This window comes from Streptacidiphilus sp. BW17, assembly GCF_041262485.1.
Classification (GTDB): Bacteria; Actinomycetota; Actinomycetes; order Streptomycetales; family Streptomycetaceae; genus Streptacidiphilus.
Map to the genome: position 1 here is coordinate 187,958 of NZ_JBGCCR010000005.1, position 21,388 is coordinate 209,345.

At 71.1% G+C, this 21,388-nt stretch carries 26 protein-coding genes; 16 read left to right on the forward strand and 10 right to left on the reverse strand.

The window, feature by feature from the left end; all coding sequences use genetic code 11:
• Positions 1 to 12 precede the first annotated feature (12 nt).
• Entirely contained in the window at positions 13 to 579 is a 567-nt protein-coding gene (locus ABH940_RS08485) for an NUDIX hydrolase (RefSeq protein WP_370104972.1), read from the forward strand.
• Positions 580 to 827: 248 nt separating this feature from the next.
• Here ABH940_RS08485 and ABH940_RS08490 read toward each other — a convergent pair whose 3' ends face one another.
• Positions 828 to 1,448, reverse strand: a complete 621-nt coding sequence (locus tag ABH940_RS08490) for a MerR family transcriptional regulator (protein WP_370104973.1) — start codon at positions 1,446 to 1,448, stop codon at positions 828 to 830.
• 232 nt (positions 1,449 to 1,680) lie between these two features.
• Here ABH940_RS08490 and ABH940_RS08495 point away from each other — a divergent pair, with 232 nt between their 5' ends.
• Together ABH940_RS08495 and ABH940_RS08500 are read left to right on the forward strand one after the other, a co-directional pair.
• The gene (locus tag ABH940_RS08495; RefSeq protein ID WP_370064206.1) at positions 1,681 to 2,103 is read left to right on the forward strand and encodes a DUF3291 domain-containing protein; all 423 of its coding nucleotides are present in this window, start codon (positions 1,681 to 1,683) and stop codon (positions 2,101 to 2,103) included.
• A gap of 117 nt (positions 2,104 to 2,220) precedes the next feature.
• A complete protein-coding gene (locus ABH940_RS08500; protein WP_370104974.1) occupies positions 2,221 to 2,496 on the forward strand; it encodes a hypothetical protein in 276 nt (91 codons plus the stop codon).
• Here ABH940_RS08500 and ABH940_RS08505 read toward each other — a convergent pair.
• Together ABH940_RS08505 and ABH940_RS08510 are read right to left on the reverse strand one after the other, a co-directional pair.
• Positions 2,477 to 2,917 carry a nitroreductase family deazaflavin-dependent oxidoreductase gene (locus ABH940_RS08505; protein WP_370064210.1) on the reverse strand — a complete coding sequence of 147 codons (441 nt, stop codon included), beginning with the start codon at positions 2,915 to 2,917 and terminating at the stop codon, positions 2,477 to 2,479. The two genes, ABH940_RS08500 and ABH940_RS08505, sit on opposite strands and share 20 nt — an antisense overlap.
• Before the next feature lie 136 nt (positions 2,918 to 3,053).
• The gene (locus tag ABH940_RS08510; protein ID WP_370064212.1) at positions 3,054 to 3,668 is read right to left on the reverse strand and encodes a TetR/AcrR family transcriptional regulator; all 615 of its coding nucleotides are present in this window, start codon (positions 3,666 to 3,668) and stop codon (positions 3,054 to 3,056) included.
• Positions 3,669 to 3,810: 142 nt separating this feature from the next.
• Here ABH940_RS08510 and ABH940_RS08515 point away from each other — a divergent pair, with 142 nt between their 5' ends.
• A complete protein-coding gene (locus ABH940_RS08515) occupies positions 3,811 to 4,374 on the forward strand; it encodes an NADPH-dependent FMN reductase (protein WP_370064214.1) in 564 nt (187 codons plus the stop codon).
• A gap of 87 nt (positions 4,375 to 4,461) precedes the next feature.
• Here the strand turns inward: ABH940_RS08515 and ABH940_RS08520 are convergent, their stop codons facing one another.
• Together ABH940_RS08520 and ABH940_RS08525 are read right to left on the reverse strand one after the other, a co-directional pair.
• The gene (locus ABH940_RS08520; protein ID WP_370064216.1) at positions 4,462 to 5,565 is read right to left on the reverse strand and encodes a winged helix DNA-binding domain-containing protein; all 1,104 of its coding nucleotides are present in this window, start codon (positions 5,563 to 5,565) and stop codon (positions 4,462 to 4,464) included.
• Positions 5,566 to 5,773: 208 nt separating this feature from the next.
• A complete protein-coding gene (locus ABH940_RS08525; protein WP_370104975.1) occupies positions 5,774 to 6,199 on the reverse strand; it encodes a VOC family protein in 426 nt (141 codons plus the stop codon).
• Between the two features lie 117 nt (positions 6,200 to 6,316).
• Here ABH940_RS08525 and ABH940_RS08530 point away from each other — a divergent pair, with 117 nt between their 5' ends.
• Positions 6,317 to 7,345: a helix-turn-helix transcriptional regulator gene (locus tag ABH940_RS08530; protein ID WP_370104976.1), complete on the forward strand. Its 1,029-nt coding sequence runs from the start codon at positions 6,317 to 6,319 to the stop codon at positions 7,343 to 7,345.
• A 113-nt stretch (positions 7,346 to 7,458) separates the two neighbouring features.
• Here ABH940_RS08530 and ABH940_RS08535 read toward each other — a convergent pair whose 3' ends face one another.
• Complete coding sequence (locus ABH940_RS08535; RefSeq protein WP_370104977.1) at positions 7,459 to 8,367, reverse strand: helix-turn-helix transcriptional regulator; 909 nt, start codon at positions 8,365 to 8,367, stop codon at positions 7,459 to 7,461.
• Between the two features lie 204 nt (positions 8,368 to 8,571).
• Here ABH940_RS08535 and ABH940_RS08540 point away from each other — a divergent pair, with 204 nt between their 5' ends.
• Together ABH940_RS08540 and ABH940_RS08545 are read left to right on the forward strand one after the other, a co-directional pair.
• Positions 8,572 to 9,306 carry an SDR family oxidoreductase gene (locus tag ABH940_RS08540; RefSeq protein WP_370064224.1) on the forward strand — a complete coding sequence of 245 codons (735 nt, stop codon included), beginning with the start codon at positions 8,572 to 8,574 and terminating at the stop codon, positions 9,304 to 9,306.
• A 63-nt stretch (positions 9,307 to 9,369) separates the two neighbouring features.
• Complete coding sequence (locus ABH940_RS08545) at positions 9,370 to 10,344, forward strand: aldo/keto reductase (RefSeq protein WP_370104978.1); 975 nt, start codon at positions 9,370 to 9,372, stop codon at positions 10,342 to 10,344.
• Between the two features lie 154 nt (positions 10,345 to 10,498).
• Here the strand turns inward: ABH940_RS08545 and ABH940_RS08550 are convergent, their stop codons facing one another.
• Together ABH940_RS08550 and ABH940_RS08555 are read right to left on the reverse strand one after the other, a co-directional pair.
• Positions 10,499 to 10,714, reverse strand: coding sequence for a hypothetical protein (locus ABH940_RS08550; RefSeq protein WP_370064228.1), 216 nt, complete (start codon positions 10,712 to 10,714; stop codon positions 10,499 to 10,501).
• 485 nt (positions 10,715 to 11,199) lie between these two features.
• Positions 11,200 to 12,351, reverse strand: coding sequence for an acyl-CoA dehydrogenase family protein (locus ABH940_RS08555; protein ID WP_370072261.1), 1,152 nt, complete (start codon positions 12,349 to 12,351; stop codon positions 11,200 to 11,202).
• 101 nt (positions 12,352 to 12,452) lie between these two features.
• Here ABH940_RS08555 and ABH940_RS08560 point away from each other — a divergent pair, with 101 nt between their 5' ends.
• The 3 genes from ABH940_RS08560 to ABH940_RS08570 all read left to right on the forward strand — a co-directional run bounded on the left by ABH940_RS08560 (position 12,453) and on the right by ABH940_RS08570 (position 15,060).
• Positions 12,453 to 13,196 carry a TetR family transcriptional regulator gene (locus ABH940_RS08560; RefSeq protein ID WP_370104979.1) on the forward strand — a complete coding sequence of 248 codons (744 nt, stop codon included), beginning with the start codon at positions 12,453 to 12,455 and terminating at the stop codon, positions 13,194 to 13,196.
• 179 nt (positions 13,197 to 13,375) lie between these two features.
• Complete coding sequence (locus tag ABH940_RS08565) at positions 13,376 to 13,768, forward strand: Zn-ribbon domain-containing OB-fold protein (RefSeq protein WP_370072259.1); 393 nt, start codon at positions 13,376 to 13,378, stop codon at positions 13,766 to 13,768.
• Positions 13,769 to 13,869: 101 nt separating this feature from the next.
• Positions 13,870 to 15,060, forward strand: coding sequence for a cation:proton antiporter (locus ABH940_RS08570; protein ID WP_370104980.1), 1,191 nt, complete (start codon positions 13,870 to 13,872; stop codon positions 15,058 to 15,060).
• 34 nt (positions 15,061 to 15,094) lie between these two features.
• Here ABH940_RS08570 and ABH940_RS08575 read toward each other — a convergent pair whose 3' ends face one another.
• Positions 15,095 to 16,504, reverse strand: a complete 1,410-nt coding sequence (locus tag ABH940_RS08575) for a PLP-dependent aminotransferase family protein (protein WP_370072257.1) — start codon at positions 16,502 to 16,504, stop codon at positions 15,095 to 15,097.
• 116 nt (positions 16,505 to 16,620) lie between these two features.
• Between ABH940_RS08575 and ABH940_RS08580 the strand changes: the two genes are divergently transcribed.
• From ABH940_RS08580 to ABH940_RS08605, 6 genes are all read left to right on the forward strand, one after another.
• A complete protein-coding gene (locus ABH940_RS08580) occupies positions 16,621 to 17,274 on the forward strand; it encodes a LysE family translocator (protein ID WP_370104981.1) in 654 nt (217 codons plus the stop codon).
• A gap of 108 nt (positions 17,275 to 17,382) precedes the next feature.
• Positions 17,383 to 17,835, forward strand: coding sequence for a MarR family winged helix-turn-helix transcriptional regulator (locus tag ABH940_RS08585; RefSeq protein ID WP_370072255.1), 453 nt, complete (start codon positions 17,383 to 17,385; stop codon positions 17,833 to 17,835).
• The gene (locus ABH940_RS08590) at positions 17,832 to 18,737 is read left to right on the forward strand and encodes an ABC transporter ATP-binding protein (RefSeq protein WP_370104982.1); all 906 of its coding nucleotides are present in this window, start codon (positions 17,832 to 17,834) and stop codon (positions 18,735 to 18,737) included. Before ABH940_RS08585 ends, ABH940_RS08590 begins: the two co-directional genes overlap by 4 nt.
• Positions 18,697 to 19,539, forward strand: a complete 843-nt coding sequence (locus ABH940_RS08595; RefSeq protein ID WP_370072253.1) for an ABC transporter permease — start codon at positions 18,697 to 18,699, stop codon at positions 19,537 to 19,539. The genes ABH940_RS08590 and ABH940_RS08595 overlap by 41 nt, the downstream gene beginning before the upstream one ends.
• A 17-nt stretch (positions 19,540 to 19,556) precedes the next feature.
• Positions 19,557 to 20,309 (forward strand): alpha/beta hydrolase, encoded by a 753-nt coding sequence (locus ABH940_RS08600; protein WP_370104983.1) that lies wholly within the window; start codon positions 19,557 to 19,559, stop codon positions 20,307 to 20,309.
• Entirely contained in the window at positions 20,306 to 20,815 is a 510-nt protein-coding gene (locus ABH940_RS08605) for a DUF5990 family protein (RefSeq protein ID WP_370104984.1), read from the forward strand. Before ABH940_RS08600 ends, ABH940_RS08605 begins: the two co-directional genes overlap by 4 nt.
• Here ABH940_RS08605 and ABH940_RS08610 read toward each other — a convergent pair.
• Positions 20,801 to 21,352, reverse strand: a complete 552-nt coding sequence (locus tag ABH940_RS08610; protein WP_370104985.1) for a Uma2 family endonuclease — start codon at positions 21,350 to 21,352, stop codon at positions 20,801 to 20,803. The genes ABH940_RS08605 and ABH940_RS08610 overlap by 15 nt on opposite strands.
• Positions 21,353 to 21,388 lie beyond the last annotated feature (36 nt).

Consider the following 21,388-nt stretch of genomic DNA (forward strand, 5'->3'; position numbering starts at 1 on the left):
GGACCCCGGGCAGTGGAGTGGAAGAGCTACGGCCGTCGACGCGTCTACACCAGTGACTACGTCGAGGTCTGGCTGGACGACGTCGAGATCCCCGGGGTGGGCCGCGTTGACCACCACGTCCTGACGATGCCCCGGCCGTCCACCACCGCCGTCGTTATCGATGGGCAGGGCCGCTTCCTGATGTTGTGGCGGCACCGCTTCATCACCGACCGGTGGGGCTGGGAGGTGCCGGCAGGTTGGGCCGACCCCGGCGAGGACCCGGCCGCGGCGATTCGGCGAGAGATCGAGGAGGAGACCGGCTGGCGCCCGGGCCGGGTCGAGCCGCTCACGCAGTACCACGCGCTGTCGGGCATCAGCACCATGCAGTTCTCCAGTTTCCTCGCGACCGACTGCACACGGGTCGGAGCGCCGCACGACGAGAGCGAAGCGGAGAGGGTGGAATGGCTGACGGAGGAGGAGTTGGTCCGTTGCGTGGGCGAGGGCCTGATCGACGACGGCCCGTCGCTGATGGCGATCTCCTACTACCTTGGGCCCTACCGACTGCTGGGCGCTCCAGCACCGCAGACCGACCCGTCTTGACCATCAGCTACGACGCAGCGTCCCCGTCGCTCGACGCGCGTTGCGCTCTCGTCAGCGCAGAGAATTGATCTACCAAATTTCTACCGCTACGGCGTCTGCGCACGCCGAGGGCCCGGCCGAAAGATTGGCCGGCCCCTCCTGCACATGGCTTCTGACGTGCAGTCATGGCAGGTTGCGCGCCATGGCGATGCGCCTCGTTCAGGCGCCAAAGGCCAGGGCTGCACCATGATCATTGGATGCGGCGGCGGTCAGCCGCCGTGCCGGACAGCGGACTCGTGCTCCTGGGCCATCCTGCGCAGCGCCAGCAGGGCCGGCTCCAGCAGGACCGTCAGCAGGACGGCTCGCTCGGCCCGCGTGACCGAGTCGTCCGCGTCGTTGAGTTGGTCGAGATCGAGTACGGCGGTCTGCTGGGCGAGCTCCGCGTACGGGATCAGGGTGCGCCAGGTGCAGTCCGTACCGAGCGAGCGCAGCGACTCCAGGGTCTCGGCGATGACGCGCCGGGCGGGGGCGTACTCGGAGATCTGCCATCCCATCTGTGCCACCAGCGCGTTCACGTCCGGCGTGCCGGGTCCGTCGTCGGGCTCCTCGTGCTTGTCCACCGGCCTGGCGCCGAGCACGAGACCGAGCACCTGGTGCATGTCGGTTTCGTACTCGGAGACCGCGTTCAGCACCTCCCTGGTGGCGTTGACCGTCAGCCCCCGTACGGCTATCAGGGCCCGGATCAGCCGGAGCCGCCGCAGGTGCGCCTCGCCGTACTCGGCCTGGGTCGCGGCGGTGGCCTGCCCCGGGGGCAGCAGCCCCTCACGGAGGTAGAACTTGATGGTCGCGCTCGGTACCCCGCTGAGCCGGCTCAACTCGGAGATTCGCAATTCGTCCTGCCCTTAACTGGCCACTGGCCACTGGCGGTGTCTCGCTTCCGATGCTGTCACTCCCCCGCTCTGTAGACAGTGCTACTCGCCGACTTCGAGAGCGAGCATTGCCAGCCGAGCCCGGGGCCCCGGAGCCGGAGCCGGAGCCGGATGGCACTCGCGACTAGCAATTGGATACTGGCACTGTCTAATATAGATAGTACTACTCGCCAATGATGAAGCGGGGCATACGGTGCCAACTCTTCCCTGGACGATTCCGAACCCGGCCACGCCGAACACTCAGGCGTTCGCCATGGCGTCGCGCTTCGAGGTGCGGTCCGCCAAGGACGTGCCGCGCTTCTTCCTGAAGTCGCTCTCGGCGTGGCGTCAGGTGCGTTCCGCGCCAGGCGCATTGGGCGCATCCCTGATCGCCCAGCCGCTGAAGCGGACCTTCTTCACGCTCTCCGCCTGGGAGAGTCGTGACGCCCTCTACGCCTTCGCCAGGACGGAGCCGCACCGCGGCATCATGAGCGGCCTGAGTTCCACCATGCGGGACTCGACCTTCACCTTCTGGGAACTGCCGGTGGAGGAGCTCCCGCTCACCTGGGAGAACGCCAAGCGGCGCCTCGCCGAGCAGGCGCGAGTGGATGCCACCAAGGGCGACTCCAGCCACTGACCCACGGTCCGACTGCGGGTCGCGGGAACGGCCGCCCGAACAGGGCGGCCACCTTGCCGTGGGTCGCAAGGGCGGAGTACGCCCATCGGCGGCCGTCCGAGCCCGTACAGCCCACGCGTGCAGAGCCTGCCGGCCGCGACCGCGGCCGTGCGCGGCTGGATTCGCGACCCGGGGTCCGAGCACGGGCTGCTGCTGAAGGCTGACACGGAGTCGGTTCGGACGGCCCAGCTTCTCGACGGGTTCTACGTGCCCATCGGCGGCGCGTTCCCACCGTACCCGGCGTCGGAATCCCCGGAGCTGTTCATCACCTACACGGGTGCCCTTTCGCCTACCGTGGCCGCAACGGCGACCGCGACGGCAGCGGCGACGCCTTTTACGCGTCGAAAGGCGTGAGAACAAAAACCGGCATCGTCCTGGTGGTCTTCTTCTGGTACTCGGCGTAGTCCGGCCAGGCCGCGACAGCTCGCTCGAACCACACCGCGTACTCCTCGCCGTGGACCTCCCTGGCCCGGTAGTCCTTCTTGACCGGGCCGTCCTGGAGCTCGACATGCGGGTTCGCGACGAGGTTGTGGTACCAGACGGGGTGCTTGGGCGCACCGCCCAGCGATGCGACGACGGCGTACTCGCCGTCGTGCTCGACGCGCATCAGCGGCGTCTTGCGCAGCTTCCCGCTCTTGGCGCCCACGGACGTCAGCACGATCACCGGCTTGCCCTGGTTGTCGGTGCCTTCGGTGCCGCCGGAGCGCTCGTAGAGGTCGACCTGATCGCGACTGAAGTCGAACGCGCTCGGCTCGTACTCCCCGGTGAGAGGCATGTGTCCACCTTCCGATCCATCGGTTCGCCCGGCGGCCGCAGCACATCGCCGCGCCGCCGTCCTAAACGGACCCTACCCCGCTTCACCCCCGGGCGAACTGCGACAGGCCGGGCCGCCGCCATGGTTCGCAGGCCGGTCAACTGGCGCAGACGCGCCGGATGAGGTCCTTCCAGGCTCTGACCATCCGCATCTGGATATCGGCGGGTTCGGCGAGATCGGACGTCGAGAGGTAGAGCAGCAGGGGACCGTCGAGGGCGGCGGTGAGCTGGAGGGCCAGCATGTGCAAGTCGGCGCCGTCGAACCGAAGTTGTCCGAGCAACATGCGGATGTGGGCGCGGGAGAGCGGCGTCTCCGCACCGGCCGGCACGGGCAGGCTGCCGTCGAGTGCGGCGCGGGCCATCTCGCGATGGTCGAGCAGGAAAGCGATCCTGGCCTGGCCGTAGGCGATCAGGCGGTCCAGCGGGGCGGCGCCGGGGCCGAGCGGCGGCGGCCCTGCCATCACCTGCTGCTGGAAGGCTTGCTCGTCGTCGTCCAGCAGCGCCTGGAAGATTCCGGCGCGGGTGCCGAACCGGCGGAAGACCGTCCCTTTGCCGAGCCCGGCCCGCTCGGCCAGCGCGTCCATGGTCAGGCCGTCCGCGCCGCCCTGCTCGGCCAACATCGTGCGGGCCGTGGCGAGCAGATGTCTGCGGTTGCGCACGGCGTCGGCGCGCTCGGCACGGGGCGCTCCCAGAGGAAGGACGGGTTTCTCCACAGGGCCAACCCTACCGGCCGGAATACTAACCGGGGTAAAGTCCGTTTATGCTCGTGCGTGGCGACACCGCCTGCGCACCGCCGCCCGGCGATCGGCTTCAACTGCCCGACCGCGTAAGTACGTTCACAGAACGGGAGCACTCATGAGCGACCTGAAGATCGCGATCATCCTCGGCAGCACCCGCCCCGGCCGGAACGGAAAGGCCGTCGCCGACTGGGTCCTGGAGAAGGCGTCGGCCCGCACCGGCGCGAAGTACGAGCTGGTGGACCTGGCCGACTACCCGCTGCCCCACCTGGACGAGGCCATGCCGCCGGCCATGGGCCAGTACGCGGGAGAGCACACCAAGGCCTGGGCCGCGACGATCAACGGGTTCGACGGGTTCGTCTTCGTCAGCCCGGAGTACAACCACTCCACCTCGGGCGTGCTCAAGAACGCCATCGACTACCTCTACGCCGAGTGGAACAACAAGGCCGCGGGCTTCGTCTCCTACGGCTCGCTCGGCGGCGCTCGGGCCATCGAGCACCTGCGCGCGATCGCGAGCGAGCTGCAGATAGCCACCGTCCGCCAGCAGCTGTCCTTCTCGATGTTCACCGACTTCGAGAACTTCTCCGTCTTCAAGCCCGGACCCCAGCACGAGGACGCCGCCACCCTCCTCTTCGACCAGGTCGAGTCGTGGGCGGGGGCTCTCAAGCCCCTCCGTGGCTGAACCTCCCGGCCATGGGCGCACCGGTCCCGGCGGCGGGCAGCCCCTACCCGTCCGTCGGGCCCGTACACCGTCGGCCGGACGTGTCGCTCAGCAGGAAGACGCGGCAATCCGGGCGCGGTGGCTCGCGCCGTCGGAGAGGAATCCCGCCAGCTCACACCCTTGTTCAGCCACGTCGGCGCGGTCGGCCCGGGACAGGCGGCGCAGCGGCGTGACGATCACGGTGTCCGCTTCGACGTTCCAGGTCGCGGCGACCCGGCCGTCGACCAGCACCATGCGCTCCGCGGCGACGGACAGGCCGCGGTGGGCGTCGTCGATGATCCGGTTGCGGTCGTGGTAGCCGAGGATCGCGTTGTCGAACGCGGGAAGGAAGCGCACCGGGGCGGGTGTGTCGGGGTCGGGGCGCGGGGCGTCGGGCAGGTCGAGCAGTTCTCTGCCCCGCTCGTCGCGGAAGGCGACCAGTTCCTCGCGCAACGCGGAGACCGCGGTGGGCAGTCCGGCCAGACCGCACCAGGCGCGCAGGTCGGCCGAGGCGGCGGGGCCGAACGCGGCCAGGTAGCGGCGAACCAGCACTTGGCCCACGGGATCGGCGCCGCCCGCAGCCGTCGGCGGGTCGATCTCGCGATCGAGCCAGGAGGAGAGCAGGACGTTGCGCACTCCCGCCCGCGTGCGCCAGAGCCCGCGCGGCGGCAACTGCGCCATCGGGACGAGGGCGGCGACCAGCATCTCCCCCAGTGCCCGCGGTCCGGGCGCGGGCCAGCGCACGGCGAGCGCCCGCGCGAGCTCGGGCATCGAACGGGGCTCGCCGTCGGCCATCAACGCCCGCCCTGCCGCGGCCAGTTCGTCCAGGTCCACCCCGTACAGTTCGCGGCGGTAGGTGCCGAGGACCCGTAGACGCAGCATGGTGTCGTGACGGGCCCGCCAGGCCAGGGCGTCCGCGGCGGTGACGAGGTGGACGGTGCGGCGCATGAGGTGCGTCCGCACCACGTGCCTGCCGGTCAGCAGGTCCGAGAGGACCGCCTGGTCGAAGGCGCGCAGCCGCGACCAGAGCCCGACGAACGGCTCCTGCGGTTCCTGTGCCTGCAGACCGCACAGGTGCGCGACGGCGTCGTGGGCTGGCAGGTCGGCCCGGTCGAGCAGCAACTGCCGGGCCAGCGTCGCGCGGTTGAGCGCCCGGGTGTCCAGAACGGTCATCGAGGACCTGCTGCGGCGAACTCCCCGGCCCGGGACCGGAGTAGTCGGTCGTCCACCCGGCCGGACACCGGGGAACCCGGGCAGCGGGTCGGCCTGGACTCCGTTCCGCTCCGGCTCGCTCATCCGCACTGGTACCTCCTGGTCGTTGTCGAATCGCCTGCGCCGGGCGGGGTCCGGGGCGGGTGGCCGCCGCCCCGGACCCCGTAGGTCAGGACGCGTGGTACTCGCCGACGACGTCCACGACCCAGGTGACGCCGAAACGATCCGTCAGCATTCCGTAGAGGAGCGCCCACTGCGCCGGCTCCAGCGGTTGCAGGACGGTCGCGCCGTCGCGGAGCTTCTCCCAGTACGCGGTGACCTCGTCGGCCGCCGCGCCGCGGAGCGAGACGAAGAACGCGTTCTCGCCCCGGTTCCACGGCAGGCGCGAGGGCACGTCGTAGGCCATCACCCGAAAGCCGCTCCCCGCGACCACCTGACCCCACATCACCTGGTCCGCCTCGCCAGGGTCCTGGACGGCTCCGGCCTCCTTGTAGGTGACCACGGCCAGGTCCCCTCCGAACACGGACTGGTAGAACGCGAGTGCCGCGCGGGCGTCACCCCGGAAGTTCAGGTGGGTCACAGCATCGACGGACATGATCGACTCCTTGTCGCTCGATTCCTCGTACGGGCGGTCCTGCGTCCCGCGCCACTGACCACACTCACAGGTGAAGCGGACAGGCTGTGGCCGCTTCTCGCGGCAGTATGGGGGACCATGCAGAAGACCTCCGCGCGCCTGCTGTCGCTGCTCTCGCTGCTCCAGGCACGCCGGGACTGGCCCGGGGCGCTCCTGGCCGAGCGGCTGGACATCAGCCCGCGCACCGTGCGCCGTGACGTCGACCGCCTGCGCGAACTCGGCTATCCCATCGTGGCCAGCAAAGGCCCCGACGGCGGCTACCGGCTCGGCGCCGGCACGGAACTGCCCCCGCTGCTGTTCGACGACGACCAGGCCGTCGCCCTCGCCGTCGCGCTCCAAACCGCCACCACCACCGGCGCCGGCATCGAGGAAGCCGCGGCGCGCGCCCTGACCACCGTCCGCCAGGTCATGCCCGCCCGGCTGCGCCACCGCATCGAGACCCTCCAGGTCACCGCCGTCGAGCGGCCCGCGAACCGGCCGAACCCCCAGGTCGACGGCAGCGTGCTCATGACGCTCAGCGCCGCCGTCCACGCTCGCGACGTACTGCGCTTCGACTACACCCCAACTCCCCCGCAGGGAACCGGCGACGACGCACCCGCCGCACCCCCGCCGCGCCGGGTCCAGCCCCACCACCTCGTCACCTGGGGCGGGCGCTGGTACCTGGTCGCCTGGGACCTCGACCGTGAGGACTGGCGCACCTTCCGCGCCGACCGGATCACCCCGCGCACCCCCACCGGCCCCCGCTTCACCCCCAGGGACCTGCCCGGAGGTGACGTGGCCACCTTCGTCACCAGCAGGTTCCACGGCTCCGACGGCTCCGGCGACTGGCCCTGTCGCGGCGAGGTGATCCTCCACCTCCCCGCCACCGCCGTTTCCCCTTACATCCGCGACGGAGTCGTCGAGGAACTCGGCCCGGACCGCTGCAGACTCGTGCTGGGTTCGTGGTCATGGCCCGGCCTGGCCGCCACCGTCGGCAAGTTCGACGCCGACTTCGAAGTCATCGGGCCGACCGAACTCAAGGACGCCTTCGCGCAGTTGGCCCGCCGCTGCACCAGTGCCGCAACCGGCAGCCCCACTCCGCTCACCACGCCCGCTCCAGACGCGTGAACGTGGTGAGAATCGCGGGGAATCGCCCCCGCTGACACTCGACTTTCAGCAGTGGATCGCCGCGCACGCCGAGCAGTTCCAGCGGCGCTGACATTCCCGACGCTGGCGGTACTTCACCCCTCGGTGAGGGTGTCCTGGTCGCCCGGCTGAAGGGCGAGGGTGGTGGCCCGCACGTCGGCATGTGTGGCGGCGAGGCTGCCGAGGAGCTTGACCCGTTCCTCGGTCGGGGATCCCGCCGCACTCGTGTAGGCGTACATCATCCATCCGGGGTGATCGGGCAGTTCCACACCCTCGTAGACGAATTCGAGGTCGCCGACGTCGGGATGGTGGATGTGTTTGGTCCCGCTGCGGTGCAGGCGGACGTCGTGGGCGGTCCAGCGGGAGCTGAAGGCGTCGCTGCGGGCCGCGAGTTCCCCGATGAGGTCGGTCAGGGCCTTGTCGCGCGGGTTTCGTCCTGCGGCTGTGCGCAGGTTCGCGGCGGAGGCGTCCGCGGCGCGCTCCCATTGCGGGTAGAAGGTGCGCGCGGCGGGGCTGAGGAAGATGAAGCGCGCGCTGTTGTTCCGGGCGTCCGGGTCCTCGAGCAGCGGGGCGAGCAGGGCCCGGGCGAGCGGGTTGGTGGCCAGGATGTCGGCCCGCTGGTCGACGATCCACGCGGGTGCCCCGGTGATCGCGTCGAGGAAGCGCTGGAGCGAGGGACGGATCGTCGATTGTGCGGGGCGGGAGCGGCGGCGGCTCGGTGAGGGGTTCGCGGCCCGGGCGAGGTCGTGCAGGTGCTCCGTCTCCGCGTCATCCAGACGAAGCGCCCGGGCAAGGGCGTCGAGCACTTCGGGCGAGACGCCGGAGAGGTTTCCGCGTTCCATCTTCGCGTAGTAGTCGCTGCTCATCCCCGCGAGCATGGCAACTTCCTCGCGGCGCAGGCCGGGCAGGCGGCGACGGCCGCCCGCGATGATCCCCGCCTGCTCGGGGGTGATCCGGTCGCGTCGTGTGCGCAGGAAGTCCCGCACCTCGGCCTGGTTGTCCATGTCGTCCACGGTACGGCTGGTCCAGGATCTGTAGGAGTGACTGCCAGTACACGTATAAGCCGTCCCTCGCGCCCTCTCCGGGCCGGTGCTGCAATGGCTGCATCAGGGCGATCCGGACCCTTCGGACCGCCGAGCGCCGGCCACCACGCCAGTCACCACACGGCGTCCGGCCACGTAACGTCACCATGAAGGACAGGGAACACGATGAGCCAGGACCAGAAGCAGGGACGCGTCGCCGTCATCACGGGAGCCTCCTCCGGGATCGGCGCCGCGACCGCCCGGTCCCTGCACGCAGCGGGCTACCGGGTCGCGCTTCTCGCCCGCCGCACGGACCGCATCAAGGCCCTCGCCGACGAGCTCGGCGACGGTGCGATCGCCATCTCCGCCGACGTCACCGACCGCGAGGCTCTTGTCGCCGCGGCCGACCGGGTGAAGCAGGAGTTCGGCGGCACGGACGTGCTGGTGAACAACGCCGGGGTCATGCTGCTCGGGCCGTTCTCCGCCGAGCAGCGCGACGACTACCGCAAGATGATCGAGGTCAACCTGCTCGGGGCGATCACGGCCACCGAGGTGTTCCTCGACCAGCTCAAGGACGGCGGCGGCGACCTGATCAACATCTCCTCCGTCGCCGGCCGGGTCGCGAACGTCGGCAGCGGCGTGTACGCGGCGACCAAGTTCGGCATCAACGGCTGGTCGGAGTCGCTGCGCAAGGAGCTGCTGCCCGACGTCCGCGTCACCGTGATCGAGCCCGGCGTCGTCGCCACCGAGCTGCCCACCCACATCACCCACGAAGCGACCCGGCAGGGCGCCAAGCAGCTCTACGACGTCGCCGAGGTCACCGCCGAGGACGTGGCCGAGGTCATCACCTTCGCCCTCCAGCGCCCCCGGCACCTGGCCATCCACGAGATCCTGCTCCGCCCCGCCGGCCAGGCACTCTGACCTGATCACCACCCCCTCGCGCCGAGCGAAGTACGCACCCGCAGCGAACGAACAGGATTTCCCGTGAAGCACATCGACCTGCGCGACCTGGACGTATCCCGCATCGGCCTGGGAGCCATGGGCATGTCCCACGGCTACACCGGCGCCGGTACCGACGACGACCAGTCCGTCCGCACCATCCACCGCGCCCTGGACCTGGGCGTCACCCTCATCGACACCGCTGAGGTCTACGGCCCCTACACCAACGAGGAACTCGTCGGCCGCGCCCTCAAGGGCCGCCGCGACCAGGCGGTACTCGCCACCAAGTTCGGCCTCGTCTCCCACAGCGGCCGCCCCGGTGCCACCGACAGCAGCCCGGCCAACATCCGCGCCGCCGTCGAAGGCTCCCTCGCCCGCCTGGGCACCGACCGCATCGACCTGTACTACCAGCACCGCGTCGACCCGGGCACGCCCATCGAGGAGACTGTCGGGGCCCTGGCCGAGCTGGTCGCCGAGGGCAAGATCCAGCACATCGGCCTCTCGGAAGCCGGTCCCGAGACCATCCGCCGCGCCCACGCCGTCCACCCGATCACCGCAGTACAGTCCGAGTACTCGCTGTTCACCCGCGACCCCGAGGCCCACGTCCTGCCCGTGCTGCGGGAGTTGAACATCGGCTTCGTGCCCTTCTCGCCGCTCGGGCGCGGCTTCCTGACCGGCACGATCCGCTCCACCGGGCAGTTCGACCCCAACGACTTCCGCGCCGACAACCCGCGGTTCACCGGCGAGAACTTCCAGCACAACCTGCGCCTGGCCGACCAGGTCGCCGCCGTCGCAGCCGAGATCGGCGCCACCCCGGCACAGGTCGCCCTCGCCTGGCTACTCGCCCAGGGCGACGACATCGCGCCCATCCCCGGCACCCGCCGCGTCGCCCGGGTCGAGGAGAACGCCGGCGCCGACGCCGTCCGCCTCACCGACGACCAGCTCACCGCGCTGAGCAGCCTGCCCCCGGCCGCCGGCGACACCCACAACGAGGCCGGCATGCGGATGATGGAGCGCTGATAAGAGCGACCTCTTCACCCACCCCCGGCAACTCACACGGTGGTCACCCCGTGTGGGTATGAGCCGCCGGACTCAGGGGTGGCGTGCGACGAAACGACGAGCAGCCAGATTCAACGCCAACGATCGGACGTCGAGACCCGATCGGTCGCACCTGTCAGGCGTCCGCGACTGTGTCGAGGCGGCCGGCCTTCGCGTCCCCGATCAGGGAGGCGAACTGGTCGGCGCTCATCTGGATCCTCTGGCCGAAGTCGTCGGTCAGAACGATCCGTCGCTCCGCAGAGGCAGCGGCATCCACGAACAGCTGCGGGCAGCCGCAGTCGCAGTTGCCGCAGAACGTGGCGACCGGCTCCAGCTCGTTCATTCCGCTCATCTCGACTCCCTACGCACAATGCTCCGGCAGCCGCCCGGCCGGCGACCCACAGCCCTGGGCGTACCCGGCCTTTCACCCCGGAACCAATCCGCGCCCTCAACCCTGAAGCACGCATCGCTCAGGGATCTGCAACCGCGCGCCCCCTGTGCATTCCCGCCCGGGGTATCCGCCGTCCTCTTCTCGGACGGGATCCCGTGCTTCGGGAGGGGCGTGCCCGTCGCCCTCGTTCGGAGACGGCGGCTCAGGGGCCGTCGGGCTCCACAGCACGACCCAGCGACCCGTCCAGCGCGCTGCGACGCATATTCGCGGCGGGGATGCCGCACAGGCACCTGGAGCCGGCATTCTGTCGGTCCTGCCCACCGTCTTGAGGCCAGGATTTGGCCAGGATGGCATCGACAAACGAGGGTCTCCAGCGGCAAAGAACAGCAACGCCGAGGGGCACCCTCGATGAGTGCCCCTCGACCGCTCTGACCTGCAAAAACGCCTTACGGCAGGTTGCGCGCCATGACGATGCGCTGGACCTGGTTGGTGCCCTCGTAGATCTGGGTGATCTTCGCGTCGCGCATCATGCGCTCCAGCGGGTAGTCGCGGGTGTAGCCGTAGCCGCCGAGGAGCTGGACCGCGTCGGTGGTGATCTCCATCGCGGCGTCGGAGGCGAAGCACTTGGCCGCCGCGCCGAAGAAGGTCAGGTCGGCGTCGACGCGCTGGGACTTGGCCGCCGCCGCGTAGGTGAGCTGACGGGCCGCCTCCAGCTTCATCGCCATGTCGGCGAGCATGAACTGGACGCCCTGGAACTCGGCGATCGCCTTGCCGAACTGCTTGCGCTCATGCACGTAGCCCTTGGCGTAGTCCAGCGCGCCCTGGGCGATGCCGAGGGCCTGGGCGGCGATGGTGATGCGGGTGTGGTCGAGGGTCTTCATCGCGGTGGCGAAGCCGGTGCCCTCGGCGCCGATCATGCGGTCGGCCGGGATGCGGACGTTGTCGAAGTAGACCTCGCGGGTCGGCGAACCCTTGATGCCGAGCTTCTTCTCCGGCGCGCCGAAGGAGACGCCCTTGTCGCTCTTCTCGACCACGAACGCGGAGATGCCCTTGGAGCGCTTCTCGGGGTCGGTCACCGCCATGACCGTGTAGAACTCCGACACGCCCGCGTTGGTGATCCAGCGCTTGACGCCGTTGAGCACCCAGAAGTCACCGTCGCGCACCGCGCGGGTCTTCATGCCCGCGGCGTCCGAGCCCGCGTCCGGCTCGGAGAGGCAGTAGGAGAACATGCCCTCGCCCGCGGCCAGCGGCGAGAGGTACTTGCGCTTGAGCTCCTCGGAGCCCGACAGGACGACCGGCAGCGAGCCGAGCTTGTTGACGGCCGGGATCAGCGAGGAGGACGCGCAGACGCGGGCCACCTCCTCGATCACGATGACGGTGGCCAGCGCGTCGGCACCGACGCCGCCGAACTCCTCCGGGACGTGCACCGCGTGCAGCTCGGCCGCGGTGAGCGCGTCGAGCGCCTCCTGCGGGAAGCGGCCCTCCTCGTCGACGTCCGCCGCGAACGGGGCGATCTTGGCCTCGGCCAGGGACCGGACCGTCTCCCGGAGCATCTGGTGCTCTTCGGAGATCTGGTACAGGTCGAACTCTGCGCTCACGGTGGCTCCCGAGAAGTGATGGCACTCAGTACCCTCGATTATGCACACTCAGTACCCCCCATGGGGAGCTGAGTGCCGGGTTCCAGTGTTACGTTCTGCACATGGGTGCAGCAGCAGCGGGAGCAGACGCGACCAAACCGGCCCCGACCATGCGGGAGTCGCTGATCAAGGCCGCCTTCCAGCTCTTTCTCGACCGGGGCTTCGAGCAGACCACCATCGACGACATCGTCGCCCTCGCGGGCGTCGGCCGACGCTCGTTCTTCCGCTACTTCCCCAGCAAGGAGGACGTGGTCTTCCCCGACCACGAGGGCTGCCTGGTCGAGATGACCGAGTACCTGCGCGACGCGCCCGCCGACGGCGACCCGGTGCAGCAGGTCTGCGAGGCGGCCCGGCTGGTGCTGCAGATGTACGCGGCCGACCCGCTCTTCTCGGTGCAGCGCTACCGGCTGACCCGCGAGGTTCCCGGGCTGCGCGCGCACGAACTCTCCGTCGTGTGGCGCTACGAGCTCGCGCTCGCCGAGCACCTGCGCGAGCGCGGCGCGGGCCGTGCCGACGGCGCGCTGCGCGCGGACGTCGTGGCGGCGGCCGTGGTCGCCGCGCACAACCACGCCCTGCGCACCTGGCTGCGCGCGGGTGGCGAGGGCGACGTGCAGGCGGCGATGGACGAGGCGCTCGGCTACGTCGTGCGCGCCTTCTCCGACTCCGCGGGGCCGCACGGCGGCGGTGGCACGGACGGCGTCGACGGCGAGCGGCCGGACGAGGAGGTCGTGGTGCTGCTGGCCCGCAAGGGCACGCCGCTGTGGCGGGTGGTCCGCGACGTGGAGGGCGCGCTCGGCGGCAGCTGACAGCGGCGGGGGTCCGGAGTTCCGGGGACCGGGGAACCGGGGGAATCGGGGAACCGGGTTCCGGAGACCCCGCGAACAGGCGAGGGCACTGAGTGCCTTTACGGGAGGCACTCAGTGCCATACAGTCAGCGTGGCATCAGCCGCTGAACGTCCTCCCCTCACCGTTCGCTGGAGCCCCCATGCCCTCGACCCTGACCCTGCCGTCCGTTCCTGCCATCGGCAGCACCGCCGTCGCCGACCTGCCGTGCGACGAGCCGGAGCTGCGCTACCACCGCTGCCCGTGGTGCGGCTCGGCCACCGGTCGGGCCGCGCTGCTCTGCCCGATCTGCGGCTGCTCGGAGCTGATGGAGCGCGCCAGCGCCGGAACCGGCACCGTGCACCGGGTACTGACGCCGCGTCACCGCCAGTTCGGCGACTACGAGACGCACTGCCTGGTCGTCCTCGACGAGGGCTTCACCGTCCAGGCCTCCCTGGACGACGCATTGCCCGGCACCGTGCCCGAGGGCACCAGGGTCCGCCTCGCCGGTCCCGCCGACGGCGGACAGCTGCCGGTCTTCCGCGCCTGCGCCTGACGAGCGTCTGCGTCCGCCCCGGTTAAGCTCCTCACTCATCGAGCGCTCCAAGGCGCTCCAAGGCGCTTGTCGACGCGCTCACCGGCGGAGGCTGACACGACGTGAGTTTCACGACCCTGGCGGTGATCTCGGCGGTCGCGCTGCTCGGCCCGCTGCTGGCGCTGCCGACGCAGTGGCGGCTCCCGGCGGTGCTGGGCGAGTTGGTCGCCGGGGTGCTGCTCGGGCCCACCTTCGTCGGCTACCTGGACGCGAACAACCAGACCTTCACCTTCCTCGCCGACATCGGCTTCGCGCTGATCATGTTCGTGGCCGGGGCGCACGTCCCGGTCCGGGACAGGGCGCTGCGCAGCGGTCTGGGCAAGGGCTTCCTGCGGGCCGCTGCCATCGGGGCGATCGCGGTCGGCCCGGCCTTCGCGCTCTCGCGCGGCTTCCACACCGGGCACACCGCGATGTACGCGGTGCTGATCGCGTCGTCGTCGGCGGCGCTGATCCTGCCGATCATCGACTCGCTACGGCTCGGCGGCCCACCCGTGCTGGAGCTGCTGCCGCAGGTCGCGATCGCGGACACGCTCTGCATCGTCGCGCTGCCGCTGGCCGTCGACCCCGCGCACGCGGCACGTGCGGCGGTCGGCGCGGCGGCGGTGCTGGCCTGCGCGGTGGTGGTGTTCCTGGTACTGCGTCAGAGCGAGCGCTCGGGCCTGCGGCGGCGGATCCACCGGCTGTCCCAGCACCGCAAGTTCGCCCTGGAGCTGCGGATCAGCCTGGCAATCCTGTTCGCACTGGCGGCACTCGCCACCGGGACGCATGTGTCGATCATGCTGGCCGGGTTCTCCTTCGGCCTCGCCGTCGCAGGGGTCGGCGAACCCCGGCGGCTGGCCAAGCAGTTGTTCGCGCTCTCGGAGGGTTTCCTCGGGCCGCTGTTCTTCGTCTGGCTCGGGGCCTCCCTGGACCTGAGCCAGCTGGTCGACCATCCGTCGGCGATCCTGCTCGGCGTGCTGCTGGGCGTCTCCGCCGTGGTCGCCCACGGGCTGATGCGCGTCAGCGGACAGCCGGTCTCCTACGGCGTTCTGGCCGCAGCCCAGCTGGGAGTTCCGGTCGCGGCGGCGACGCTCGGCACCCAACTCCACCTGTTGGCGCCCGGCGAGGCCGCCGCCCTGCTGCTCGGCGCGGTGGTCTGCATCGGCGCAGCGACCGCCGCCGGCGCCCTCGCCGCACGCAACGCGGGCGGCTCGGGCGGCGAGGATGGCAAGGGCGGCTCGGGCGGCAAGCCGAGCGCGCCCGCCCAGGCCTGACGGTTGGTCAGCCTCTGCGTAGTCCGTCAGTCCGTCAGTCCGCGTACTCCTCCGGCGTGCTGTGGGCGATGCGGAGCAGCGTGTCCAGCGCCTGTGTCAGCACCGGAGGCGGGGGCGACGCGAGGCCGATCCGGACTGCCGCCGGAGCCGCGCGGTTGCCCGCGACGTAGGCCGCCGCGGGCGTGATGCCGATGCCCTCGCGGGCCGCCGCCGCGACAAAGGTCTCGGCCCGCCACGGCGCCGGCAGCTCCCACCAGCAGAAGTACGAGCACGGATGCGCGCGCAGCGTCTGCCCGACGAGGCGTTCACGCGCCAGCAGTTGACGTGCCGTCGCGTCCGCCCGCTTGAGTTCGGCGATGCGGGCGAGAGTGCCGTCGCCGATCCAGCGGACCGCCGCGTCCAGGGCGAAGCCGCTCGGCATCCAGCCGCCGGAGCGGAGCGCGGTCGCCACCGACGGGCGCAACGCGTCCGGCACGACGGCGAAGCCGGTGCTCAGGCCCGGGGCCAGGCGCTTGGAGAGGCTGTCGACGAGCACCACCCGCTCGGGTGCGAGTGCGGCCAGCGGCGGGACGTCGGGCTGGAGGAAGGACCAGATCCCGTCCTCCACGGCATACAGGTCGAGCCGGTCCAACTCCCCTGCCAGGCACGCCCGTCGCTCGTCCGGCATGGTGACGCCGAGCGGGTTCTGCACGCGCGGCTGGAGGTAGACCGCGCGCAGCGGCGACGAGCGGTGGGCAGCGGCCAGCGCCTCCGGCAGGACGCCGTGCTCGTCCATCGCCAGCGGCACCAGCACGATGCCGAGGCGCTGCGCGATGGCTTTGACCAGCGGATACGTCTGCGCCTCGACGCCGAGCCGCTGGCCCGGCGCCACCAGCGCGGAGAGCACCGCCGAGATCGCCTGCCGCCCGCCGCCCGCAAAGAGCAGCGACTCCGGATCCGGCCGCCAACCCGCGCCCGTGCTCCGACCGTCGCTCCCGCCCGTGCCCAAACCCGCGCCCGCGCCCGCGCCCAGCAGCGCGGCGAAGGACTCCCGCGCGGCGGCCGTACCGGCGGCGCGGGTCGGACGCAGCGCCGCGTCCAGCGCGTCGGCGCGGAGCAACGGGGTCAGCCCCTCCGCCAGCAGCGCGGACTGCTCCGGCACGACGGGGTAGTTGAGCTCCAGGTCGACCCGGGCCCGGGACGGCTCGCCGAGCGGCAGGCCCGCGCCCGGCACCGCAGGAGCCGCACGCACGTAGGTGCCGCGTCCGACCTCGCCGACCACCAGGCCGCGCCGGACCAGCTCCGCGTAGACGCGCCCGGCCGTCGAGGCGGCGATGCCGCGCCGCCGGGCGAAGGTCCGCTGCGGCGGCAGCCGGTCCCCGGCGCGCAGGCGTCCGTCCGCGATGGCGGCGGCGAACTCGTCGGCGATCAGCCGGTAGTCGTCGCCCGGTCCCGCGTCCGTCATGCGGCTCTCCCTCCCCCCTTTGCCGGTCACTCGGGCTCACGCGTCAATCAGCGACGATTGCACCGAGGGCAGGATAATTATTGCACCGAGCCTCCGCCCCAGCCTAGCCTCGGGCCATGGACGCAGTCGTCAGCTTGCACGCCGAACTCGGCATCGCCGCAGTAACCCTGGGCCTGGTGCTCACGCCCGGGCCGAACATGATCTACCTGGTCTCCCGCTCGATCACCCAGGGCCGCCGTGCCGCGCTGATCTCACTGGCAGGGGTCGGCACCGCGTTCTTCGTCTACCTCGCCGCCGTCACCGCCGGGATCGCCACGGTCTTCGCCGTCGTCCCTTTCCTCTACACCGCCATCAAGTTGGCGGGCGCGGCCTACCTGCTCTGGCTGGCCTGGAACGCGGTCCGCCCGGGCGGCACCGCCGTCTTCGCACCCCAGGAGCTGCCCGCCGACCCGCCGCGCCGCCTCTACGCCATGGGCTTCCTGACCTGCCTGCTCAACCCCAAGCTGGCAATCCTCTACATCTCGCTGCTCCCGCAGTTCGTCGACCCCTCCCGTGGCCACGTGCCTGAGCAGAGTCTGCTGCTCGGCCTCACCCAGATCGCCATCGCGATCACCGTCAACGGCCTGATCGCGCTTGGCGCGGGGGCAATCGCGGCGTTCTTCGTCGGGCGTCCGGCCTGGCTGCGCGTCCAGCGCTATGTGATGGGAACAGCGCTGGCCGGACTGGCCCTGCACATCGCCGCCGACCGCGCGGGTGCAGCGGTCGCGTAGACGCCCAACCGCCGCTCCGCCCTTACGATCCGCCCTTACGATCCGCTCGTGCGATCTTCGGCTCCCCAGCCTCTGGACATTTGCCTCTCACTGAGAGGTAATTGAAGGGTGACCACCGAAGATCCCATCGCCGAACTGGCAGAGCTGCTGCCCGCGATCCAGCGGCAGGTACGGCGCAGGCTCCAGGCCGAGACGCCGCACCCCCGGCTGCGCGGAGCGCAGATCGAGCTGCTGCGCCTGGTCGTCGCGCGTCCTGGCCTGCGGGTCAGCGAGGCCGCCCAGGAGCTGTTCCTCGCGGGCAACTCGGTGTCCACACTCGTCAACCAGCTGGTCAGGACCGGCATGCTGCGCCGCGAGCCCGACCCCCAGGACGGGCGCGCGGCGCTGCTGCACCCGGAGCCGCAGGCGGTCGCCCGCCTGACCGACTGGGACGCGCGGCGCGGCGCGGTGCTGACCGAACAGCTGGGCCGCCTGGACGACTCGGACCATCAGGCGCTCACGGCGGCGCTGCCCGCGCTGCGCCGCCTGGCCGAGGGACTGCGTGAGGAGAGCGCGCCATGACCGAGACCGCGACCACCGTTCCCGAGCAGGGGCCGATACCCCCGCCCGACCCGGCGGCAGCCGACCTGCCACCGGCCCTGCGCTGCACCGGCCTCGACTACGCCTTCGGCCCGACAAAGGCCGTCGACCACATCGACCTGCAGGTCGGCCGAGGCGAGGCGTTCGGCCTGCTCGGCCCGAACGGTGCGGGCAAGACGACCGCCATCCGCGCCATCACCACGCTGCTGCCGGTTCCGGCCGGGAAGATCGAGGTCTTCGGCCTCGACTGCGCCACCCAGAAGATGCGCGTCCGCCGGATGCTCGGCTACGTCCCGCAACAGCTCTCCGCCGACGGCGGTCTGACGGGCCGGGAGAACGTCGAGCTGTTCGCCCGGGTCTTCGACGTCCCGCGCGCCGAGCGACGCGCGCGCGTCGCCGAGGCACTGTCCGCCGTCGACCTGCTGGACGTCGCCGACCGGCTGGCCGCCACCTACTCCGGCGGCATGGTCCGCCGCCTCGAACTCGCCCAAGCCCTGGTCAGCGCGCCGAAGTTGCTGATCCTGGACGAGCCGACGATCGGCCTGGACCCGCTGGCCCGCGCCAGCGTCTGGGAGTGCATCGCCCAGGTCCGTGCCGCGACCGGCATGACCGTGCTGGTCACCACGCACTACATGGACGAGGCCAACGAGCACTGCGACCGGATCGCCCTGATGCACAAGGGCACGATCCGCGCCGAGGGCACGCCCGAGCGGCTCCGCGCCGACCTGGCCGCCGAAACCGGCGTGGATCCGGACCGGGTGAGCCTGGAAGACGTGTTCCGCCACTATGCCGGCGCCGGCCTGGTCGGCGGCGAACGTACCGACGAGGGAGGGAACTTCAAGGATGTCCGTCGCACCCGCGCCGCCGCGAACCGCGTCCGCTGAGCTCAGCCTGCTGCTCACCCCGCCGCCCGCGCGGCGGGCCTGGCGGCTGGTGCTCGCCCGGGTGCTGGCCATGTGCGCGGTCGAGCTGCAGAAGCTGCGGCACGACCGGTCCGAGCTCTACACCCGCGCCGTGCAGCCGGCCCTCTGGCTGCTGATCTACGGCGAGACCTTCACCCACATCCGGGCCATCCCGACCGGCGGCATCCCGTACCTGGACTATCTGGCTCCGGGGATCATCGCCCAGTCGGCGATGTTCATCGCCATCTTCTACGGCATCATGATCATCTGGGAGCGCGACTCCGGCGTGCTCACCAAGCTGCTGGTGACGCCGACCCCACGGGCCGCGCTGGTCACCGGCAAGGCCTTCGCGGCCGGGGTCAAGGCCGTCGTCCAGGCGGTCGTGGTGATCCTGATCGCCGCGGTCCTCGGCGTGGCGCTGACCTGGAACCCGCTGAAGCTGATCGGCGTCGCGGCCGTGGTCATCCTGGGGTCGGCCTTCTTCTCCTGCCTCTCCATGACCATCGCCGGGATCGTCCGCACCCGCGATCGGCTGATGGGCATCGGGCAGGCGATCACCATGCCGCTCTTCTTCAGCTCCAACGCGCTCTACCCGGTCTCGGTGATGCCGGGCTGGCTGCAGCCGATCAGCCGGGCCAACCCCCTCAGCTACGAGGTCGACGCGCTGCGCGGCCTGCTGCTGGGCACGCCGTCCCACCTCGCCACGGACTTCGGGGTGCTGGCCCTGGCCACCGCACTGGGGGTGACCGCCGCCTCGATGCTGATGGGCCGCCTGGCGAAGTAGGCTCACGGCAGCTATCCATGCCCCTGCAACAGGTTGCGGAGTCCTCGGTGACCCTCGTCTGGCGTGAACGACCGGCTCGACCAGGCGCCGTGCTGCTGGCCATGCACGGCGGCGAGGAGCACGACGAGCGTCCGCCGTCGTGGCTGAACCCGCCCATCCAGCGGCTGCGCCCGTTCGAACGCGCGGTGCGGCGTGCGCCGTTCGGCGAGACGATCGGCGTCGCCGAGGTCCGCTACCGGCACCGAGGCTGGAACGGCACGCGTGCGGACGCCGCCGTCGACGCGGAGGCGGCGCTGGGCGAGCTGACGCGGCAGATCGGCCCGGACGTGCCGGTCGTGCTGCTCGGCCACTCCATGGGCGGACGCGCGGCGCTGCGCGGCGGCGGACACCCGTCGGTCGCCGGTATCGTCGCGCTGGCGCCCTGGTGCCCGCACGGCGAGCCGGTCGAGCAGCTGGCGGACCGACGGATCGTCATCATCCACTCCGACGTGGACCGCACCACGCCGCCGGGCGAGTCGCTCGACCTCGCCCGGCGGGCCCGTGCGGCGGGCGCGTCGGTGGCGCGCTGCGTCATTCCCGGCAGCGACCACGCCATGCTGCGACGCGCCAACGCCTGGCACCGGCTGACCGCGCTCACGGTCGGCGGACTGCTCGGCCACTGGCCGCTGCCCGACCCGGTCGTCAAGGCGCTGGCCCGGTCGGGCGACGAACCCGAGGGCCTCGACCTCGCCCTCCCGCTCTGGTCCCCGAACCCCGGAAGCACGCGATGAGCACCACCCCCGCATCCCACGTGCCGCTCCAGCTCCGGATCGAGGGCCACACCCTGCCCGGCCGCTCGTGCCCAGCCCGCTCGAACGGCGCCGGCCCGGTCTTCCCCGGCGCGCACGACGTCCATGTCGCCGTCCAGCGCCGGGACCGCCCGGCCGAGCTGCTCGACCTGCAGCCGGGTGACGCACCGTCAGCCTCCTGGACCCTGCCGTGCAGGGTCGTGCCGACGGGCGAGATCTCCGGCCCCTACATCCAGAACCGGCTCGGCGGACGGTTTGTCTACCTCTCCTGGGTCGAACGGCTGCCGGACCCGCAGCCGCCGAAGCTGTTCCGGCGCGCCAAGCTGATGCTGAGCGCCGTCCCGGACGACGTCCTGTCCGAGGCGCTGCGCCGGGGCGCGCTGGTCGGCCGCCTCCCCCTCACCGACCCCAAGGGCAACCCGACCTGTGCCCGGATCGTGCCACCGCTGATCACGTGGACGGCGGCCGACCCGTCAGTAGGCGACTAGCCGCGACAGGTCCAACTCGAAGCCGAATGGCTCCGGGATACGGATCTTCTCGCCGAACGCGTGGTCGACGCGAGCGTGGTACTTCAACTGGTTGGGCTCAGAGAACAGCGTCACCGTCTTCTGCTTGGCGTCGACCAGCAGATAGAGCGGGATGCCCATCACGGCGTAGTCGTGGAGCTTGTCCATCCAGTCGTTGCCGGAGTTGGAGGGGGAGGCGATTTCGATGGCGATCAGCGCCATGTAGGCGGGGAATGAGTTGGCCTCACTCTCCTCGGTCTCCTCCGGCAGGTAGGTCAAGTCAGGAACTCGGCCCTTGCCGACGTTCGGGGAAACCAGCTCGGCCCCTTCGTTGGGGACGCTGTCACCCGGGCGGTTGGCGTCGAACTGCTCGCGGATCTTCCGAAGGTTGCCCTGGTGAATGCCCTTCGGCAGGGCCTGCATGATCAGGGTGTCTCCGGACCACTCGACCTTCATGCCGGGCGGTGCGAGGCGCTGGATTTCCTCGATCAAGTCGCGGTGCTGCTCGTAGAAGCTCACGGTGTCTCCTTCGGGGTGCCCTGGCCAGCGTAGCCA

Coding starts and splice junctions, on each gene's coding strand:
- ABH940_RS08505 (WP_370064210.1), bottom strand. CDS start 2,917: ATGCCTCTCACCGGGGAGTACGAGCCGAGCGCGTTCGACTTCAGTCGC.
- ABH940_RS08515 (WP_370064214.1), top strand. CDS start 3,811: ATGAGCGACCTGAAGATCGCGATCATCCTCGGCAGCACCCGCCCCGGC.
- ABH940_RS08520 (WP_370064216.1), bottom strand. CDS start 5,565: ATGACCGTTCTGGACACCCGGGCGCTCAACCGCGCGACGCTGGCCCGG.
- ABH940_RS08525 (WP_370104975.1), bottom strand. CDS start 6,199: ATGTCCGTCGATGCTGTGACCCACCTGAACTTCCGGGGTGACGCCCGC.
- ABH940_RS08530 (WP_370104976.1), top strand. CDS start 6,317: ATGCAGAAGACCTCCGCGCGCCTGCTGTCGCTGCTCTCGCTGCTCCAG.
- ABH940_RS08535 (WP_370104977.1), bottom strand. CDS start 8,367: ATGGACAACCAGGCCGAGGTGCGGGACTTCCTGCGCACACGACGCGAC.
- ABH940_RS08540 (WP_370064224.1), top strand. CDS start 8,572: ATGAGCCAGGACCAGAAGCAGGGACGCGTCGCCGTCATCACGGGAGCC.
- ABH940_RS08550 (WP_370064228.1), bottom strand. CDS start 10,714: ATGAGCGGAATGAACGAGCTGGAGCCGGTCGCCACGTTCTGCGGCAAC.
- ABH940_RS08560 (WP_370104979.1), top strand. CDS start 12,453: ATGGGTGCAGCAGCAGCGGGAGCAGACGCGACCAAACCGGCCCCGACC.
- ABH940_RS08565 (WP_370072259.1), top strand. CDS start 13,376: ATGCCCTCGACCCTGACCCTGCCGTCCGTTCCTGCCATCGGCAGCACC.
- ABH940_RS08575 (WP_370072257.1), bottom strand. CDS start 16,504: ATGACGGACGCGGGACCGGGCGACGACTACCGGCTGATCGCCGACGAG.
- ABH940_RS08580 (WP_370104981.1), top strand. CDS start 16,621: ATGGACGCAGTCGTCAGCTTGCACGCCGAACTCGGCATCGCCGCAGTA.
- ABH940_RS08590 (WP_370104982.1), top strand. CDS start 17,832: ATGACCGAGACCGCGACCACCGTTCCCGAGCAGGGGCCGATACCCCCG.
- ABH940_RS08595 (WP_370072253.1), top strand. CDS start 18,697: ATGTCCGTCGCACCCGCGCCGCCGCGAACCGCGTCCGCTGAGCTCAGC.
- ABH940_RS08600 (WP_370104983.1), top strand. CDS start 19,557: ATGCCCCTGCAACAGGTTGCGGAGTCCTCGGTGACCCTCGTCTGGCGT.
- ABH940_RS08605 (WP_370104984.1), top strand. CDS start 20,306: ATGAGCACCACCCCCGCATCCCACGTGCCGCTCCAGCTCCGGATCGAG.